Origin of the sequence: Methylobacterium sp. Leaf118, assembly GCF_920984675.1 — a bacterium.
In the GTDB taxonomy this organism is placed as follows: domain Bacteria; phylum Pseudomonadota; class Alphaproteobacteria; order Rhizobiales; family Beijerinckiaceae; genus Methylobacterium.
Genome location: NZ_CAKLBV010000079.1, coordinates 1 through 17867, shown reverse-complemented (window position 1 = coordinate 17867; position 17867 = coordinate 1). Strand labels below are relative to the sequence as shown.

Here is a 17867-nt window from a genome sequence, read left to right as displayed (position 1 = left end):
GTCGCCCGGATCAGCGCCGCTCCACCAACAGATCCCGATCACCGCTTGTTCGCCCCGGCCCGCCAAGTGGTGGACCGCCGCGCCCCGTCGGTGAAAATGCTTCTACGGCCCCAACACCCAACCGTCAATCGGAAAATCAAAAAAACCGCGCCGTGCCCGCCACAGGCCGCCTGGACGCTTCGGAAGGCCGATCCGAGGAAGGGGTGCGGTCCGCTCGTTCAAAAACCCTTCTTCACCTGTGCGAGGGCGCGGGTCAGTCCGTCGGCCACGATCTCCCGCTCCCCGGGCGACGCATCCCGGGCCACCACGACGTGCTCCCGGCGTGAGGTCAGCGTGAGCTTGCGCAGGCCGAACTCCTCGTCATCGACCCGGCTGAGCTTCGTCCAGAGCGGATTGAAGCGCCATTCCCTTCGCTCGCCCCGCGGCCCCACCCGGGCGAGCGAGACCTCGAGGGGAGAGATCATCACCTCCTCGAAGGACCGGCCGCGCCGGAAGCTCGCCTGGAAGGCGACGTAGAGGGCCAGCATGTCGAGGCCGAAGAACCCGGCAATGGGCCAGAAGCCCGCCCGCCAGCAGGCGATCGACGTCACGAGCGAGACGAGGCAGCACAGGCCCATCACGATCCGGAAACCGTCGCGGCTCAGGGATTGGTGGGGTCGGATCACGGCCGAATAGACCGGCCGGTCCATCGTCTCGGGATCGAGGCCGTCCGGATGCGGGGGGAGGTTGCCGCTCGCCATGGGCGGAATATAACGCGCCGATGCCCCCGAGAAAGCCTTCCACGCCTGTTTCCACCATGGGGACCGCTGCGTCGAAATCGCCCCGCCCCCTGAAAAAGAAGGTCGGCGCGCGGGCGGTTCTGTCGCCCGTCCTGACGACGGCCATCGAGACGGCGCCGGTCGATGACGAGACTCTCGTTGCGATCTTCGCGCGTTTGCGGGCGGCCGATCCGGATCCGCGCTCCGAGCTGTCCTACAGCAATCCCTACACCCTGCTCGTCGCCGTGGTGCTGTCCGCCCAGGCGACCGACAAGAGCGTCAACCTCGCCACCGCCCCGCTTTTCGCGATCGCTGACACGCCGGAGGCGATGCTGGCGCTCGGCGAGGATCGGGTGCGCCACTTCATCCGCACCATCGGCCTGTTCAACACCAAGGCGAAGAACGTCATCGCCCTCTCGCGCATCCTGGTGGAGCGGCACGGCGGCGCGGTGCCGGAGGACGCCGAGGCCCTGGAAGTGCTGCCCGGCGTCGGCACCAAGACCGCGAGCGTGGTGCTCAACGTCGCCTTCGGGGTGCCGCGCATCGCCGTCGACACCCATATCTTTCGCGTGTCGAACCGCATCCCCCTCGTCGTCGCGCCGACGACGGACAAGGTTCAAGCGGGCCTGGAGGCCCGGGTTCCCGAGCCGTTCCGGCTCAACGCGCATCACTGGCTGATCCTGCACGGTCGCTACACCTGCAAGGCCCGGCGGCCGGATTGTCCGGCCTGCGCCATCGCGGATCTGTGTCGCTACCCCTCCAAGACCACGGCGCTCACGCCCATCTCGGCCTGAGGCCGGACGGGCCTTCCGGCGAGCCCTGCGCCGGAGCGGCCATTGCCGTGCACGGCCAACGCGTTGTGCTGCAAACCCCGTTCCGGTACACAGATGCTAAGGCGGCCGGGATTATCTCCTCACGGGGGCCGATCCCGGACGTCCACCCGCCAGACGGGTCGCCGCGCCGCGGATTTCGCTTCACGTGCCAGTTCCGAAGGAGCCCCGGCCCCATGGACTTCCTCAAACCACGGTACACGCCTATGAACCGCCGCCGTCGCATCTACGAGGGCAAGGCGAAGGTCCTCTACGAGGGACCTGAGCCCGGGACGCTCATCCAGCATTTCAAGGACGACGCGACCGCCTTCAACGCCAAGAAGCACGAGGTGATCGACGGTAAGGGCGTGCTGAACAACCGGATCTCCGAGTTCGTCTTCCAGCACCTCAACGATATCGGCGTGCCGACGCACTTCATCCGCCGGCTCAACATGCGCGAGCAGCTGATCCGCGAGGTCGAGATCATCCCGCTCGAGGTGGTGGTGCGCAACGTCGCCGCCGGCTCCCTCGCCCAGCGGCTCGGCCTGGAGGAAGGCACCCAGCTGCCGCGCTCGATCATCGAGTTCTATTACAAGAACGATCAGCTCAACGACCCCATGGTGTCGGAGGAGCACATCACGGCGTTCGGCTGGGCGACCCCCCAGGAGATCGACGACATCATGGCCCTGGCGATCCGCGTCAACGACTTCCTGTCGGGCCTCTTCCTCGGCGTCGGCATCCGTCTCGTCGACTTCAAGATGGAGACCGGACGCTTGTGGGAGGGCGATCTGATGCGCATCGTCGTGGCCGACGAGATCTCCCCGGATTCCTGCCGGCTGTGGGACATCAAGTCCTCGGACAAGCTCGACAAGGACCGCTTCCGCAAGGATCTCGGCGGCCTGATCGAGGCCTATACCGAAGTCGCCAAGCGGCTCGGCATCATGTCCGAGAACGAGAAGGTGCAGGCTGGCGGGCCGCGCCTCGTGCAGTAAGGCGACCCGCCTCCGGAATGGAGGCGGGTTCGTCGGGCGGCGAGCCCCTGAACCCGAAGCGTCAGCGCGGTTGAGCCGGCTCCAGGCCGGTCCAGCCGCGGCGCAGGCGAATATGGGTCGAGAGGTCCGGGTCGAAGCCCGGATGGTAATGGGGGTCCTGCGCGAGCAGCGGCCCCCATCGCTGTTTCAGGCTCTCGATCTCGTCCGCGTGGCGGGCGGCGGCCTCGGCGGAGGGGCGGCGGCTCGCCGATTCGCGATGGCGCAGGACGGCGCCGCCGACGAAGAGGGTGCGCAGACCCGCCGCGTTCAGGCGCAGGCAGAGATCGACATCGTTGAAATCGACCGCGAAGGCGGTGTCGAAGCCGCCGACGCGGGCGAACTTGTCCCGCTCGATCACGAGGCAGGCCGCGGTCACCGCCGAGACCGCGCGGGTCGCCCGCAAAGCGGAGAGGTAGCCGGAAGCCTCCCCGGGGAAATGGCGGTGGCCGTGATTGGCCGGGCCGCCGGCCCCGAGCACGATGCCGCCGTGCTGGATCCGGCCCGCCCCGTCGATCAACCGGGCCCCGACCGCCCCGATCTCCGGGCGCAGGGCCTCACGCACCATGCGCTCCAGCCAGTCGGCGGCTTCCGCCTCGACGTCGTTGTTGACGAAAGCGAGGACGCGTCCGGCGGCCTGGGACGCGGCGCGGTTGTTGATCGCGGCGAAGTCGAACGGGCCGGGACAGGCGACGACGCGCGCAAGGCCCGACCGCTCCAGTTCGGCCAGATAGGCCAGGGTCTTCGGGTCGCGGCTTTCGTTGTCGCAGATCAGGATCTCCTTCGCCGGCCAGTCGGTGCGCGCCCGCAGGCTCTCGATGCAGGGGCGCAGGAGATCGAGCCGGTCGCGGGTCGGGACGATGAGGCTGACCAGGGGCCGGGAGCGCGGCAGGGGTCGTTCCAGGCGGACGACGCCGTCCGGCTCGACGAAGGCGAGGGTCTCGCCCTCCCCGCTCCGGTCGAGGCTGCGGCGCACCGCTTTGAGGCGGGCCCGGCGGCTCTCGGCACGCCCCCCCTCCCCTCCCCTCTCGACCTCGCCGAGGGACAGGAGACGCGGGAGATGGCGCAGGCTGCGCGGCCCGAGCCGGTCCGCGAGGTCCAGCGCCAGATCGAGGGGGGCGGCGCCGGGGACCCGCGCCGCCTCGACCCCGGCGAGACTCGATCGCCGCAGCGCCAGGACCGGACCGACGACATCGACGGCCTGCAGATAATCGACGTCGAAGGCCGGGCGCAGGAGCGGCAGCCAGGGGCCGCCCGGCCTGAGGCGAATGAGGGCGTCGCCGTAGAGGGCGTGCAGATCCGGGTCCGCCTCGAAGGCGGCGGCGATGGCGGCGGCGGCGCCCGCGACGAGGGTATGGCCCGGGGCCGCGAGCAGGAGGAGCGGGGTGCCCGCCTCAGCGATCCGGAGGTGTCCGTCCGCCTCCGGCTCGACCCGCTCGATGCCATGCGTGGTCAGTTCATGGTCCGGCTCAACCGGTGGCGCGGCGGCGGCCCCCAGCCAGAGGCGATGATGCGCGCCGATCAGCGCCAGGACCCCCTGCGCCGCCCGGACCCGGCGGCCGGCGAGACGGGTGAGCAAGAGCGGCAAAGCGCGGCCCGGATGGCGCGCGGCGCGGGCGACCCGCGCGAGGCGACCCGGGGCGGGTTCGGCGGCGAAGGCCAGGGCGTCGGGGGGCGCCTCGCCCGTCATTCGAGATCCTCACCGAAGGTCGTGAGCGACAGGGCGGGGTGATAGTAGGGATCGTGCCGGATCACCGCGCCCCAGCGCTCGGCGAAGACGGCAGCCTCCCGCTCGAACCGCGCGCGGGCGGGCCCGACCGGGCGCCCGCGGCTCACCGATTCGAGATGCGAGAGCACGGCGTGCGGCGTCCAGACCGTCTTCCAGCCGGCGGCGGCGAGCCGCAGGCAGAAATCGACGTCGTTGAAGTCGACCGCGAAGGTCGCCGCATCGAAGCCGCCGACGGCCTGGTACTTGTCCCGCGCCACCGCGAGGCAGGCCGCGGTCACCGCCGAGACCTCGTGGGCGACCCGCATCCGGCCGAGATGGCCCGGCCGGTCGGCGGGGCGGCGGCGCAGGATGTGGCCCGCCTGCCCGCCGAGGCCGACGACGACGCCCGCGTGCTGGAGCCGCCCATCGGCGTAAAGGAGCTTCGCGCCGACGGCGCCGACCTCCGGCCGGGCCGCCTGGGCGACCATGGCGTCGAGCCAGTCGGGCCGCAGCACCGCGACGTCGTTGTTGAGCAGCACCAGGATCTCTCCGGACGCGGCCTCCGCGCCGAGATTGACCATCGCGGCGAAGTTGAACGCCTTGGGGAACGCCGCGATCCGCACCCGCGGATCGGCGCGCAGGCGCTCGTAGAGCGCGAGCACGGCCGGGTCGGTCGAGCCGTTGTCGACGATGACGAGCTCGATCGCCGGGTAATCCGTCCGGGTGAGCACGTCCCCCGTGACACGGCCGATCAGGTCGAGCCGGTCGCGGGAGGGGATGACGACGCTGACCAGGGGCGCGGGCGCGGGCCGGGGGCGGTGGAGATCGAGCGCGCCGTCGCGGATCAGGGGCCGGGCCGTGACGCCGGCCGCGCGCAGGCGTGTTTCGAGCAGGGCGGCGCGCTGGGGCGCATCCTCGGGCCGCGCGTCCCTCCGGCACAGGATGCGCGGAACATGGGCGGCCTGCCGGGCGCCGCAGGCGGCGAGATCGAACAATGTGGCGAAGGTCTCGACCGGCCCGGCAGATTGCGGCCTCTCGGCGAGGAAGGCGCGGGCGACGAGGGCGGGCGCACCGACATAGCCCGTCGCCAGGGCGAAGTCGGGGCTCCAATCGGGCTTGAGCCGGGGCGCCAGGCGGGACGTGCCGATCTCCTCATCGGCGTAGACGAGGTCCGGCCGCCCGTCGCGGAAGGCTGCCGCGAGAAGGGCGAGGGCCTCCGGGGCCAGCTCGTCGCCGGGGGCCAGATGGCCGAACAGGTCCGCGTCTCCGCACAAAGCCGCGAGCGAGGTCTCCGGATTCCAGGCTGAGACGGAGAGGCGGGCCTCTCCCCCGGCGAGGTCCGCGCCGTCATCGGCCCAGGCGAGCCCAAGGGTCCAGTTCGCATGGCTCTGGCGTTGCAGGGCCGCGAGGCTCCGGGCCACGGCCCCGGCCTGGGCCCGCCGGGCCGGCAGGATCAGACGGATGCCGACCTCCGGAGCGGAGGGCTCCGCCGCGGGTCCGCCCTGTCGCCGGGCCCGCCATGCGGGATAGCCCGCCAGCGGCGTCACCGCGCAGGCGCCGCGCAGGCTGTCGCGCCAGCGCCGCTCGTCGCGGCGGATCAGGGCGCGCAGGGCCGAGGCGGCGTGCAGCGGACGCTTGGCGAGGCCTTCGGCAAGGAGGCCGGCCGCGCCGCGCAGCCCGACGCGCTCCAGCACGAAGCCGGGATCCGCGGCGATCGCGACGGCGTCGCAGTCGCGCGGCAGGTGCCCGAGCCAGGAGGCCGAAGCGAGGGCGAGGCCCGGGAGCACGAACGTGTCGGGGCGCCCGCCTTTCCTGTGCAGGCGCAGGAGCGGACGTTGCGGCCGGGCGCGGGCGGGCAGCCGGTAGCGCAGGACGATCCAGCCGCCGCGCGCCGCCTCGGGCAGGAGGAGGCGGCGGTCGAACAGCGGGTCGTCGGCGGTGACGAGGGTGAAGGGTGTCTCCCGGCCCTGCCACGCATCGGTCGGATGGGCGATGCCGGCCTCCGGAGCGTTCAGGCGCGCGTTCCCTTCGGGCGGAAAGCGATCACTGTCCGGGCACCGGGTCTTCGCTCGATCCCGCGGTCGCGGCCTCCGAGGGCGCCGGCTTGCGGCGGGCAGCGGGCTTGGGCCGGGCCGCCTGCCCGGCCAGGGACACCTCGATGTCGTAGCCGATCGCCTTGTCGGCGGGCACGATGAGGTCGTTCTCGATCACGCTCGCCTCGCCCTGGGCGGTGCCGGCCGGGACCGGAACCGCGACCCGGTGGGTGCGGGCCATCACGGGCTTCTCATTATACTTGATCGCGAAGGTGACCGGCGCATCGAAGCGGCCGGAGGTCCCCGATGGCCCGAGCAGGGCGCGCAGTTCGACCCCGACCCGCACCCCGACGCTGCCGTCGGACCGCGCCTTGCACTCGCGGCTCAGGCGGGCGAACACGATCTGATAACGCAGGCGGGACCGGTCCCCCGCGCCCCCGGCAAAAGCCTGGATCGCCGCGCCCCCGTCCGGAACGAAGATCTGCGGGCAGTACACGTCGTCGGGGTCCTGGGCGCGCGGGGCCATCATGCCGCCGCCGCCGCTGCCGCCGCCGTCTCCACCACCGCCGCCGAACAGGTTCTTGAACAGGCCGCCCGACTCGGCCCGCGCGCCGTCGGCGCCCGCGAGCATCAGTCCGGCGAAGACGGCGAGCCGTACCGTTCCTGAGTTCACCCCGCGCATTCCGCTCCCCTGTCTCGCGCCCGTTCCTACTTCAGCGTGTCGAAACCGGCGCCGAAGCCCTTCATCGAGAGCGGAATGCCGACGCCCTCTTCCGGGGTCTGAAACACGATGAAGGTCGCCTGAGTCCCGTTGCGGAGCGTGCGGATCAGGCCGTCATCCATGACGACCTCGGCGACGCAGCCCGTGGTCAGGCAGCGCACGAAGCTCGCCCGGCCGATATCCTGCTGGTCGATCTTCAGGCCGAGGCCGGAGGGCAGCAGCACGCCGAGTGGCGCCACCACCCGCAGCAGGAAGCCGCGATTGTCCGCCGTCTTGAGGACGATCACCACGAGCGTCAGGTTCGGCCGGTCCTCGGCCGCCACATACTGCACGAGGGCGCATTGCTCGGCCTTGGCCCCGGCCGGCGTCTCGCAGCGCAGCTGCCAGTCGTCGAAGGTGTTGCGCACGGTGCCCTGCGCGGAAGCCGGCCCGGTGCCGAGGAGGAGGCCGGCCAACAGGCTCGCCAGCGCGAGACGGACTTCCACGCCCGACCGCCATGCCCGACCCAGAGGAAACAGACTCACGCGCAAGCCCCTTGACGCTTTCGCCACCCGGTTCTCCGGCCAGCCCCGACCCCCTGAAAGCCGGGGAGGTGGGACCATGCGAGTCACCCGGTGTCAAGCAATCGCGGCGAGGGTGTGTCCGTGGCTTCCTCGGCGGAGCCGCCTGCCCTAGATAATGGTCAAGCTCTCGCCGCATTCTCCCAACCGGGACCCCCCATCATGCGCCGCCTCGCCTTCTCGGCCGTCCTCCTCGTTCTCGCCGGAACCGGAGGCGCCTCCGCCCTCTCGCTTCCCTTCGAGGAGTCCGACTATCTGCCGCCTCAGGCGACCACGACCTATGTCGAGCGCTCGCTGAACCGCCAGGCCCCGCTCACGATCGAGCACCCGCCGGTGGAGCGCAATCCGCGCGGACGCCGTCGGGGCGATTCCGCGGCGATCGCCGGCTTCTGCCGGGACGGCGGCACGATCATGCGCCGCGATGAATTCGGGCGGCCGGCCTATCTGCGCCAGCGGGAAGTCTGCGACAACGTCGCCCCCCGCACCCTGTATCCCGGCCATGTCGATCCCCGCCCGGCCTGGCCGGCGGAGCCGGTCCGTGTCCGCCACCGGGCGCTGACGACCAAGGGCTGAGGCGATCCGGGACGGCGCCGGGGATCGAGGCAGCCTCGACCCCGGGTCCGCGCGGGCTCCTCGCTGCGCGCGCTGCATCGGCGATCCCGCGGCGCGGGCCGCCGCGCTCAGCCGTAGCGGTGCAGCTCCGAGCCGTGTCGCTTCAGCCACGCCTCCGCCTCCTCGACATGGGGGCAGATCTCGTGCGCGAGCGCCCAGAAGCGGGGCGAGTGGTTCATCTCCCGCAGATGCGCCATCTCGTGGGCGACGAGGTAATCCAGCACCACGGGCGGGGCGAGGATCAGGCGCCAGGAGAAGTTCAGTTCGCCCCGCGCCGTGCAGGAGCCCCAGCGGCTGCGGGTGTCGCGGAGCGTCAGCCGCGCGGGGCGCCGGCCGAGCCGGGCCGCATACGTGGCGACCGCGAGCGACAGGTCGCGCCGGGCCTCGCGCTGCAGGAAATCCCGCACCCGCCGCGCCACATGCGGCGCCTCGCCCATCACCAGGAGGGTCGCGCTCACCGGATCGGCCACGGGCGTGCCGCGGCCGTCGCGATGGGCGATGACGTAGGGCACGCCCCGCAGGGGAACGATCGCCCCGGGCTCGAATGGCACCCGCGCGGGCAGCCGGGCCAGGCGCGTGGCGATCCAGCCGCCATGCGTCTCGGCGAAGGTCCGGGCCGAGGCGAGGGAGGATCGTGTCGGCAGGGTGAGGATCACCGCCCCGGTGGCCGCGGAGACCCGCAGCGTCAGGCGGCGGGCGGTCGGGCGCCGCAGGAGCGCGATACGGAAGGACTGGCCACCATGATCGATCTCGATGTGATCCGGATCGGGCCTTCGCAGGAGGGCGCGGGACATGGACAGCAGGTTATCCGGCCTCAGCCTGCGCAGCCATCCCGACCCCGCGTCACGCACGTGAATTTCACCGATCCGATCATCGAAGCCCCGCCCCTCAGGCCGGGTTCGCCCCCATCGCGCGGATGAAGCCGGCGATCCTCGGGGCGATGACCGAGCGGAAGCGGGAGCCGTTGAAGACGCCGTAATGCCCGACCTTCTCCTGAAGATGGTAGGCCTTGCGGGAGTCCGGCAGGTTGGGGGTGAGGTCGAGGGCCGCCTTGGTCTGGCCGACGCCGGAGATGTCGTCGTTCTCGCCCTCGACCGCGAGGATCGCGCAGCGTCGGATCGCGGAGAGGTCGACGGGTCGACCGGCATGGCGCATCCGGCCCCGCGGCAGGGCATGGTCGACGAACACGGTCTGCACGGTCTGGAGGTAGAACTCCGCAGTCAGGTCCATCACGGCGAGGTACTCGTCGTAGAACTCGCGGTGCTTCTCGGCCGAATCGCCGTCGCCGATGACCAGGTGGTGGAACATGTCCGTATGGGCGGTGACGTGGCGGTCGAGGTTCATCGCCATGAAGCCCGACAGCTGCAGGAAGCCCGGATAGACCCGCCGCATCACGCCCGGATAGAGCGGCGGCACCACGGTGATGCAGTTCTTCTCGAACCAGTTCATGCCGCGCTCCTGGGCGAGGCCATTCACGGCGGTCGGCGAGCGGCGGGTGTCGATGGGGCCGCCCATCAGGGTCATCGAGACCGGTCCGGTGGTGTCGCCCAACGCTTCCATATGGGCGACCGCCGCGAGGACCGGCACCGCGGGCTGGCACACCGCCATGACGTGCAGGTCCGGCCCGAGGTCGCGGAACATCGCGACGAGGTACTCGATATACGTGTCGAGGTCGAAACGGCCCTCCAGCAGCGGCACCATGCGCGCGTCGGACCAGTCCGTGATGAAGACCTGATGGTTGGGCAGCATGGCCTCGACCGTGCCGCGCAGGAGCGTCGCGTAATGCCCGGACATCGGCGCGACGATCAGGAGCTTCGGATGCGGCTCCGACGGGCCCCGGGTCAGGGCGCGGTCGAAGGCGATGACGCGGCAGAACGGCCGGGTCCACACCACGCGCTCGGAGACCGGCACGGTCTGCCCGTCCACCACCGTCGAGGCGAGGCCGAAATGCGGCTTGCCGTAGCGGCGGGTCACGCGCTCGAACATCGCCAGCGCCGCCGTGGTCGAGCGGGCATAGGGACCGTAGGCGAGCGGATTGCTCGGGTGGGCCAGGCTTTGCCGGGCCACGTCCGCCGCGAGCCGTGCGGGCGCCAGCATCGCCCGGGCGGCCTCGTACCACGCGTAAGCCATGTCCATGTCGGCGCTCTTCCCTTCGAAGCAGCCCCTTCCGCCGCCGCGGCGAGGGACAGGTCGACCGGGCGGCCCGCAGCCGCCGTGGCGGCTCTCTTAACCGATGTTAGTTCTCAAGAAATCAGGCAATTTCCGCGAACCGGACGAAAGTTGCGATGGTCGCCGGGCGCCCCGGCCCTATCGTCAGGCCGATCATGATGGATCCGCCCCCCAAAATCGGCACGCCGGCCGGCCGGCATCTCAGGCTCGACACCTTCGTGCGGCTGCGCTGGCTGGCGCTGACCGGGCAGAGCGCCGCGGTGATCGGCGCGCAGTTCGGGCTCGGGCTCAACCTGCCGTTCGGCTGGTGCTTCCTCGTCATCGCCGCCTCGTGCTGGCTCAATCTGGCGCTGCGGATCCGGTTTCCGGCAAGCTACCGGCTGAGCGACGATTCGGCGGCCCTGCTGCTCGCCTTCGACATCGTGCAGCTCGCCGCGCTCCTGTTCCTGACGGGTGGCCTCCAGAACCCGTTCTCGCTGCTGTTCCTCGCCCCGGTCCTGATCTCGGCGACCGCGCTGCCGCCGGAACGAACCCTCGCCCTCGGCCTCCTCGCCATCGGCCTCGCCACCCTGCTCGCCCTGGTGCATCGCCCGCTGCCGTGGTTTGCCGACGGGCGGATCGAGCTGCCCTTCCTTTATGTCTCGGGCGTCTGGACCGCGATCCTGCTCGGCACCGCCTTCACCGGCGTCTATGCGTGGCGCGTGGCGGAGGAGGCGCGCCAGCTCGCCCAGGCGCTCGCCGCGACCGAACTGGTCCTCGCTCGCGAGCAGCACCTGTCGCAGCTCGACGGGCTCGCCGCGGCCGCCGCTCACGAACTCGGGACGCCGCTCGGCACCATCATGGTGGTCGCCAAGGAACTCGTCCGCCAGCTCGGGCCGACCGCCTCGCCCGCCGTCGCCGACGACCTGAAGCTCCTGCGCGATCAGGTCGACCGCTGCCGCGGCATCCTCTCGAAGCTCACCTCGCTCGGCGAGGATTCCGAGGATGGCGGCGGCTTTCTCCAGACCGTCACCTTCGGTCACGTCGTCGAGGAACTGGTGGCGCCGCAGCGGGCGCTCGGGGTCGCCGTCGAGGTCACCAAGCAGGGCGAAGGGCCCGAGCCGGTCTGCCGCCGCAATCCCGGCGTGATGTTCGGGCTCGCCAACGTCGTCGACAACGCCGTCGACTTCGCCGACACCCGCGTCGTCATCGAGGCGCGGTGGAGCCTCGAGCGGGTCTGGCTCACGATCCGCGACGACGGGCCGGGTTTCCCCAGCGAGGTGCTGCTCCGCGCGGGCGAACCTTACGTCACCACCCGCAGCCCGGACCGGTCGAGAGCCGGCGATCCCGGCGGAGACGCGGTAGGGGCCGGCCTCGGCCTCGGGCTGTTCATCGCCAAGACCCTGATCGAACGCTCCGGCGCGCAACTCGTCCTGTCCAACATCACGGGGGCGGGCGAGCACGGCGCCCTCGTGCGGGTCTCCTGGGCGCGTCACGTTTTCGAGAGAGATGTGGTCGTGCCCCATAACGTTGCGCACAATTCTCTACGACCCCTGACGGAACGCGGTGCCGCACCCATATAAAGCATTCAGATGACAGCCAACGATGAGGAGCACCGCATGCTGACGCAAAGCGGGACGACGGTGACGGGCTCCGACACCGCCTTTCTATCGGACACCGATCCCCTGGCTGCGTTCTCGGATCGCAGCCTGTTGATCGTGGACGACGACAAGCCGTTCTCGACCCGGCTCGCCCGGGCGATGGAGGGCCGCGGCTACGCCGTGCAGGTGGCCGAGAGCGTGAGCGAGGGCGTTGCCGCGGTTGAGGCCAAGGCGCCTGCCTTCGCGGTGATCGACATGCGGCTCGGCGACGGCAACGGCCTCGACGTGATCGCCCGCCTGAAGGAGCGTCGCCCCGAAGCCCGGGGCGTGATCCTGACGGGCTACGGCAACATCGCGACCGCGGTCACCGCGGTGAAGCTCGGCGCCTTCGATTACCTCGCCAAGCCCGCCGACGCCGACGAGATCCACGGCACGCTGATGGCCCAGCCGGGCGAGCGGGCCGATCCGCCGGAGAACCCGATGTCGGCCGACCGGGTGCGCTGGGAGCATATCCAGCGGGTCTACGAGCTGTGCGGGCGCAACGTCTCCGAGACGGCGCGACGCCTCAACATGCATCGCCGCACCCTGCAGCGCATCCTCGCCAAGCGCGCGCCGCGCTGACCCGGTCCGGGGCGGAGGGGGCCAACAGCCCTCCGCCCCGGACACCCGAAGACCCAAGCCGCCTGCCAAGACGGATCCGCCCATCGCGGCTTCGTGCAACCCTGCGCCACGCGGGCCCGACGGTGCCGCGGGTTGCAAGAGGGTAGTTGCAAGAGGGTAAAGGCGCCGCGCTGCGGTCGATCCGGCACGCAAGTTCAGCGTCCATCCCGCGGGAATGGTTGCGCCCGGCGCCGTCGCCGGGCTAGGTCCGCCTGAACGGACGAGAACGGACTGCCCGGCGCATGCGTAATCTCATCACGATCGTCAGCCTGATGGTGCTGGTGGGCACGGAAGTGTTCGCGGCGGCCATTGCCGCGGGCTGGGCGCTCGCGGGCCTGTTCGACCTAGGCGATACGGTCGGGCACATCCTGATGGTGCTGTTCAGCGTGCTGGCGGCCTGGATCATGCGTCAGCTCTGGCAACGCGCCGTCAAGGCCGAGCCGCTTCGATCTGCCCCCCGCGCCTGATCGGCGGCCCCGCGATGAATTGTCACGATCCAGTGATGCATTCCGCGGCGATCTTGCATAGCGTGCCGGCCGCGGCCGGATCCGGCCGACCGACTGCCCCCCGCCGGATTGTGGCGGTCGGCCCTCACGATTCCCGCGACGCGGCCCCTTCGGCGGCGTCTCTCGTGTCCCGAGACGAGTTTCTGCCATGAAAGCCCGCATCGTCGTCACCTTGAAGACCGGCGTTCTCGATCCACAGGGAAAGGCGATCGAGGCTGCGCTGAAGTCCTTCGGCATCGAGGACGTGTCGGGCGTCCGGCAGGGGAAGGTGTTCGACTTGGAGATCGGGTCCGAGGACCGAGCGGCGGCCGAGGCGATGCTGAAGGCGGCCTGCGACAAGCTGCTCGCGAACACCGTCGTCGAGAACTACACGATCGAGATTGTCTGATGCGCGCGGCCGTCGTCGTCTTCCCGGGCTCGAATCGCGACGGCGACGTGGCCCGCGCCCTCGCCCGCTCCGGCGCCGAGGTCGTCAAGGTCTGGCACACCGAGACCGCGCTGCCCGCCGGCACCGACCTCGCCGTGGTGCCGGGCGGCTTCTCCTACGGGGATTATCTGCGCTGCGGCGCCATCGCGGGCCGTGCCGCCGCGATGGACGCGGTGCGGGCCCACGCCGCTCGGGGCGGCCTCGTGCTCGGCATCTGCAACGGCTTCCAGATCCTGTGCGAATCGGGCCTGCTGCCCGGCGTCCTGATGCGCAACGTGCAGCGTCGCTTCATCTGCCATCGGCAGTTCCTGCGGGTCGAGCGCACGGATACCCGTTTCACCACGGCCTACGCGAAGAACCAGGTCATCGACGTGTGCGTGGCGCATGGCGAGGGCAATTACTTCGCCGATCCCGACACGCTGGCCGGCCTCGAGGGCGAGGGCCGCGTCGCGTTCCGCTACTGCGATGCGAGCGGCGGGCTGACCGAGGATGCCAACCGCAACGGCTCGCTGAATTCCATCGCGGGTGTCTATTCCGAGCAGCGCAACGTCCTCGGGATGATGCCCCACCCGGAAAACTTCGTGGATGCCCTCGTCGGCGGGACCGACGGACGCGGTTTGTTCGACAGCCTCGCGGCCTGACAGGACGGAGGAGACCGGACGGTCTCCCCCGCCAGGATCACGTCGGCGTGCAGGTCATCCCGTTCCGCCTCGCGTTGGCGATGCAGTCCGGCTTGTTCCTGTAGCCTTCCGAGGAGGATCCAACGATCCGCCCGTTGGAGGCCGTTCGTCTCCACCACCACTCACCGCCGGACTGGTAGATCTCCCAGGTATCGCCGTTCGCATCGCGGCAGGAACTCATCGCGCCCTCCCAACCTTAGGTTAAGATTAACAGAATCGAGCGTTTGGATGAGTCTGTCCAGACGGACCGTATCCAAGCCCCAAAGGACCTGTGGAGAAGCGCATAAGCGCCTCACATAGCTATCCTTTTTCCTGACGCCCTGCCTCATGAGAAAGCCCCCCCGCCTCATCGACGGGAGGGCTCCAACATAAAAAACCTACCTAGAGTGCGCCTGGTCAGTCGGCCTTGGCGGTGCCGTCGGGCCCGACCTTGATTTCCTTGGAGCCGTCGGCGAGCGCCACTGAGATCTCGTACTCCACCGCGCTGCCCCCACGCTCGACCTCGGCCTCGTAGGCCTTGCCCCCGCCCGCCGTCTTCTCTGCAATGGCGAGCGCGTCCTTCAGCGAGGTCTTGGCGTTCGTGAAGTCGCTCGGCTTCAGACGGGTGAAGTAACGCTCGATCGGCTGGTTCTCGCTCTTGTAGAGCTCGCCGGTATCCGCGTTGATGCCGTACTCGACGAGCTTGCCGTCGGGATAGACGACCTTGATGCTGTAATGGGCCGGGTTCTTGCCGTCCGCCCGCTCGAAATCGGCATCGATGGCGCGACCGCCCGAGCCCTGTCCCTCGGCGGTGGCGAGCGCCTGGGCGAGGCCGGTCTTGGCCTGCGCGGCGACCTGCCATTCCTTCAAGTCCTTGCCCGCCTCGGTCGCCGACCCCGCGGTCACGGGCTTCTCGGCGGTGGTCGGGGTCTGGGCGGAGGCGAAGCCGGCGCTGAGCGCCACGAGGGCGGCGGCCGCGGTGAGACGAGCGAACATGGCGGGTTTCCTTATTGTGTGACCCGTGTCAGGGCCGCTGGAAACGTCGCACCCGCCGCTTGGTTGCAGCGCAAAGCCGCCTGTCTTTCCCCTCGGTCGCCTGTCGGGCGGCGGCGTGCCATACTCCGCCCATGGCACGCCGCCCGGCCCGGACCTTCTCCTGCATCGTCCGTCCCTGCGATGCGACGCTGGGGCGGTACCGCTGGATCGTCACCTCGTCGGATTCGCTGATCCGGGAGATCTCCGCGGACGCCTACGGTTCGGTCGAGGAGGCGCGGGTGGCCGGCAATGCCCGCGCCCGCGCCCTCGGAGCCCGCGATTTCGCCGTCCGGTGACGCTCCGGCGTCAGTGGCCCTCGAACTCCATCAGGGTCCGCACGGTGACGCCGAGTTCGCGCAGGCGCTGGGCGCCGCCGATCTCCGGCAGGTCGATGACGAAGCAGGCCGCCACCACCTCGGCGCCGAGCTGGCGCAAGAGGTTCACCGCCGCCGTGGCGGTGCCGCCGGTGGCGATGAGGTCGTCCACCAGGATCACCCGGTCTCCCGCGCGGATCGCGTCGACGTGGATCTCGATCTCGTCGGTGCCGTATTCCAGCGCGTAGGCCGTCGAGACGGTCTTGTGGGGCAGCTTGCCCTTCTTGCGGATCGGCACGAAGCCGGAGGACAGCTGATGCGCCACCGCGCCGCCGAGGATGAAGCCGCGCGCCTCGATGCCGGCCACCTGATCGATCCGCCCCCCCGCATAGGGATGGACGAGGGAATCGACCGCGCGGCGGAACGAGCGCGGATCGCTGAGCAGGGTGGTGATGTCGCGGAAGATGATGCCCGGCTTCGGATAATCGGGAATCGAGCGGATCGATTCCTTGAGGGCGGAGTGACGGCGGGCTTCCATGCGCAGGACTCGTTCTCGAAGGGCAGCGGCGGGTTAGATCAGATGGCGCGGCCGGAGGCCAGTGGCGCCGGCCGGCCGAGCCGGGTCGGCTCAGGCCCGCGGGGCGGCCGGGTTTGAGGCGACAGAGGCGTAGGCCTCGCGGGCGAGATCCTGCCAACGCTCCGCCTGGTCGAAGCCGACGGACAGCCATTCCGCCATCGGCTGCCCGCGATGCCCGTCGAAGCGCGTGCCGAGCCCCGCCGCGACGAGGGCATCGACCTGGGCCCGCGGCAGCTTCACGACGAGCCGGTCCGCATCCAGCATCGCGGCGATGCGCCCGTCCACCGTCAGAGCCTTGGCCCCGAAGCCGCGCATCTCCGAGACCGTCGCCGGGTCGGGGAAGGCCGCACGGAGCGCGGCGTAGCAGGCGGCCGGATCGTCCAACGGGGCCGGCCGCTCAGGCCGCGTTCGCCTTGCGCAGCAGCGCGACGAGCTCGCGGTGCAGCACTTCGTTGCCGCAGGCGACCGAGCGGGCCGCCAGCGGCTCGGCGCCGCCATCGGCACTCGAGACGAAGCCGCCCGCCTCGCGCACCAGGATGATGCCGGCGGCAATGTCCCAGGTCTGGAGATCGCGCTCCCAGTAGAGGTCGGTCCGGCCGCAGGCGACGTAGGCGAGGTCGAGGGCCGCCGAGCCGAAGCGGCGGGTGCCGCCCGAGACCGCCATCACCGCCGCGATCTCCTTCAGCAGCCGGCCGTGGCTGCCGCGGCCGAGATACGGCGTGCCGTAGGCCACCACCGCGTCGGAGAGATCCTGGCGGCCGGAGACGCGCAGGCGCCGGTTGTTGAGGTAGGCGCCCTTGCCCCGCTCGGCCACGAACAGTTCGTCCTTGGCCGGATCATAGATGACGCCGGCCACGATCTGGCCGTCGCGCTCCAGTCCCACCGAGATCGCGAAATGCGGGATGCCGTGGAGGAAGTTGGTGGTGCCGTCGAGGGGATCGACGTGCCACGTGTGGCTCTTGTCGGAACCTTCGACGTTGCCGCTCTCCTCCAGCACCAGGCCGTAGCCGGGACGCGCCTTCATCAGCGCCTCCTTCAGCACCTCTTCGGCCTTCTTGTCGGCCGCCGAGACGAAGTTGCCGGGTCCCTTTCGCGAGACCTGCAGGTTCTCGACTTCGCCGAAATCGCGCTTGAGGCCGCGGGCGGCCTTGCGCACGGCGTCGACCATCACGGTCATGAGAGGGGAGTTGATCATGCGGTCGAGCTCGGGGCGGCCGGATCGGGCGCGCTGAAGGAGGGTTCGGGCGATTCTTCCCGCGTTCTATACGGCTTGCGGCCCCGCGCCATGGCCTTCCCGCAGATCGGGCATGTTCGGGCTCCCGGCAACGCGCGGCGGACCGCCGGAATCAGGCGGCGGCGAGGGTCCGTAGGAGACCGCGCGCCTCCGCCTCCGGGTCGGGGGCTCGCATCAGCCCGCCCATCACGGCAATCCCGGCCGCCCCCGCGCGGAGACACGCCGCCGCCTGCGCCTGGCCGACACCGCCGAGGGCGAAGACCGGGATCGGTAGCCCGCGGATCGCCTCCAGGGCGCCGAGCCCCAGGGCCGGGCCGTAGCCGGGCTTGCTGGCACTCGGGAAGATCGGGCTCAGGGTCGCGTAATCGGCCCCGGCCGCAGCCGCGACGGCCGCCTCGGCCGGGCCATGGGCGGAGACCCCGATCAGGCCCGCGGGACCGAGGCGACCCCGCGCCGCCGCGATCGCGGCCCCGGTCG

General features: G+C 70.7%; 22 protein-coding genes. 9 read left to right on the top strand and 13 right to left on the bottom strand.

The window, feature by feature from the left end; all coding sequences use genetic code 11:
* Positions 1-218 precede the first annotated feature (218 nt).
* On the bottom strand, positions 219-740 hold the full coding sequence (locus LW587_RS21595) for a DUF2244 domain-containing protein (protein WP_232631646.1): 522 nt from the start codon (positions 738-740) through the stop codon (positions 219-221).
* 56 nt (positions 741-796) lie between these two features.
* On the opposite strand from LW587_RS21595, the gene nth reads away from it, so the two are divergent.
* Complete coding sequence (nth, locus tag LW587_RS21590; RefSeq protein ID WP_232631645.1) at positions 797-1552, top strand: endonuclease III; 756 nt, start codon at positions 797-799, stop codon at positions 1550-1552.
* Positions 1553-1764: 212 nt separating this feature from the next.
* Entirely contained in the window at positions 1765-2559 is a 795-nt protein-coding gene (gene purC, locus LW587_RS21585) for a phosphoribosylaminoimidazolesuccinocarboxamide synthase (protein ID WP_012452496.1), read from the top strand.
* A 61-nt stretch (positions 2560-2620) separates the two neighbouring features.
* Here purC and LW587_RS21580 read toward each other — a convergent pair whose 3' ends face one another.
* From LW587_RS21580 to LW587_RS21565, 4 genes are read right to left on the bottom strand one after another with little or no spacing between them, the layout of a single operon-like run.
* Positions 2621-4285: a glycosyltransferase family 2 protein gene (locus LW587_RS21580; protein ID WP_232631644.1), complete on the bottom strand. Its 1665-nt coding sequence runs from the start codon at positions 4283-4285 to the stop codon at positions 2621-2623.
* Complete coding sequence (locus tag LW587_RS21575; RefSeq protein ID WP_442919181.1) at positions 4282-6318, bottom strand: glycosyltransferase family 2 protein; 2037 nt, start codon at positions 6316-6318, stop codon at positions 4282-4284. The genes LW587_RS21580 and LW587_RS21575 overlap by 4 nt, the downstream gene beginning before the upstream one ends.
* Positions 6319-6346: 28 nt before the next feature.
* Entirely contained in the window at positions 6347-7009 is a 663-nt protein-coding gene (locus LW587_RS21570) for a hypothetical protein (protein WP_332839851.1), read from the bottom strand.
* Between the two features lie 35 nt (positions 7010-7044).
* Positions 7045-7581 (bottom strand): invasion associated locus B family protein, encoded by a 537-nt coding sequence (locus tag LW587_RS21565; RefSeq protein ID WP_232631642.1) that lies wholly within the window; start codon positions 7579-7581, stop codon positions 7045-7047.
* A gap of 198 nt (positions 7582-7779) precedes the next feature.
* Here LW587_RS21565 and LW587_RS21560 point away from each other — a divergent pair, with 198 nt between their 5' ends.
* The gene (locus tag LW587_RS21560; RefSeq protein ID WP_232631641.1) at positions 7780-8190 is read left to right on the top strand and encodes a hypothetical protein; all 411 of its coding nucleotides are present in this window, start codon (positions 7780-7782) and stop codon (positions 8188-8190) included.
* A gap of 107 nt (positions 8191-8297) precedes the next feature.
* Here the strand turns inward: LW587_RS21560 and LW587_RS21555 are convergent, their stop codons facing one another.
* A complete protein-coding gene (locus tag LW587_RS21555) occupies positions 8298-9023 on the bottom strand; it encodes a M48 family metallopeptidase (RefSeq protein ID WP_232631640.1) in 726 nt (241 codons plus the stop codon).
* A gap of 94 nt (positions 9024-9117) precedes the next feature.
* On the bottom strand, positions 9118-10365 hold the full coding sequence (locus tag LW587_RS21550; RefSeq protein WP_269780360.1) for a polyhydroxyalkanoate depolymerase: 1248 nt from the start codon (positions 10363-10365) through the stop codon (positions 9118-9120).
* Between the two features lie 188 nt (positions 10366-10553).
* Between LW587_RS21550 and LW587_RS21545 the strand changes: the two genes are divergently transcribed.
* The 5 genes from LW587_RS21545 to purQ all read left to right on the top strand — a co-directional run bounded on the left by LW587_RS21545 (position 10554) and on the right by purQ (position 14212).
* Positions 10554-11960: an ActS/PrrB/RegB family redox-sensitive histidine kinase gene (locus LW587_RS21545; protein ID WP_232631639.1), complete on the top strand. Its 1407-nt coding sequence runs from the start codon at positions 10554-10556 to the stop codon at positions 11958-11960.
* 36 nt (positions 11961-11996) lie between these two features.
* Positions 11997-12599 carry an ActR/PrrA/RegA family redox response regulator transcription factor gene (locus LW587_RS21540; RefSeq protein WP_232631638.1) on the top strand — a complete coding sequence of 201 codons (603 nt, stop codon included), beginning with the start codon at positions 11997-11999 and terminating at the stop codon, positions 12597-12599.
* Between the two features lie 281 nt (positions 12600-12880).
* Positions 12881-13105 (top strand): hypothetical protein, encoded by a 225-nt coding sequence (locus tag LW587_RS21535; protein WP_232631637.1) that lies wholly within the window; start codon positions 12881-12883, stop codon positions 13103-13105.
* 187 nt (positions 13106-13292) lie between these two features.
* Positions 13293-13532, top strand: a complete 240-nt coding sequence (gene purS, locus LW587_RS21530) for a phosphoribosylformylglycinamidine synthase subunit PurS (RefSeq protein ID WP_232631636.1) — start codon at positions 13293-13295, stop codon at positions 13530-13532.
* Positions 13532-14212 carry a phosphoribosylformylglycinamidine synthase subunit PurQ gene (gene purQ, locus LW587_RS21525; RefSeq protein ID WP_232631635.1) on the top strand — a complete coding sequence of 227 codons (681 nt, stop codon included), beginning with the start codon at positions 13532-13534 and terminating at the stop codon, positions 14210-14212. Before purS ends, purQ begins: the two co-directional genes overlap by 1 nt.
* A gap of 37 nt (positions 14213-14249) precedes the next feature.
* Here the strand turns inward: purQ and LW587_RS21520 are convergent, their stop codons facing one another.
* Both LW587_RS21520 and LW587_RS21515 read right to left on the bottom strand, forming a co-directional pair.
* Positions 14250-14432 (bottom strand): YegP family protein, encoded by a 183-nt coding sequence (locus LW587_RS21520; RefSeq protein ID WP_232631634.1) that lies wholly within the window; start codon positions 14430-14432, stop codon positions 14250-14252.
* A gap of 215 nt (positions 14433-14647) precedes the next feature.
* Complete coding sequence (locus tag LW587_RS21515) at positions 14648-15226, bottom strand: PepSY domain-containing protein (protein ID WP_232631633.1); 579 nt, start codon at positions 15224-15226, stop codon at positions 14648-14650.
* Positions 15227-15357: 131 nt separating this feature from the next.
* Here LW587_RS21515 and LW587_RS21510 point away from each other — a divergent pair, with 131 nt between their 5' ends.
* Positions 15358-15561: a hypothetical protein gene (locus LW587_RS21510; RefSeq protein WP_232631632.1), complete on the top strand. Its 204-nt coding sequence runs from the start codon at positions 15358-15360 to the stop codon at positions 15559-15561.
* Positions 15562-15571: 10 nt separating this feature from the next.
* On the opposite strand, the gene LW587_RS21505 is transcribed toward LW587_RS21510, so the two are convergent.
* The 4 genes from LW587_RS21505 to LW587_RS21490 all read right to left on the bottom strand — a co-directional run.
* Entirely contained in the window at positions 15572-16117 is a 546-nt protein-coding gene (locus tag LW587_RS21505; protein WP_232631631.1) for an adenine phosphoribosyltransferase, read from the bottom strand.
* Positions 16118-16207: 90 nt separating this feature from the next.
* Positions 16208-16540, bottom strand: a complete 333-nt coding sequence (locus tag LW587_RS21500) for a TfoX/Sxy family protein (RefSeq protein WP_232631630.1) — start codon at positions 16538-16540, stop codon at positions 16208-16210.
* A gap of 13 nt (positions 16541-16553) precedes the next feature.
* Positions 16554-17351, bottom strand: coding sequence for an inositol monophosphatase family protein (locus tag LW587_RS21495; protein ID WP_232631629.1), 798 nt, complete (start codon positions 17349-17351; stop codon positions 16554-16556).
* A gap of 151 nt (positions 17352-17502) precedes the next feature.
* Positions 17503-17867 (bottom strand): thiamine phosphate synthase (locus tag LW587_RS21490; protein ID WP_232631628.1); only part of this gene is annotated, 365 nt, incomplete at its 5' end.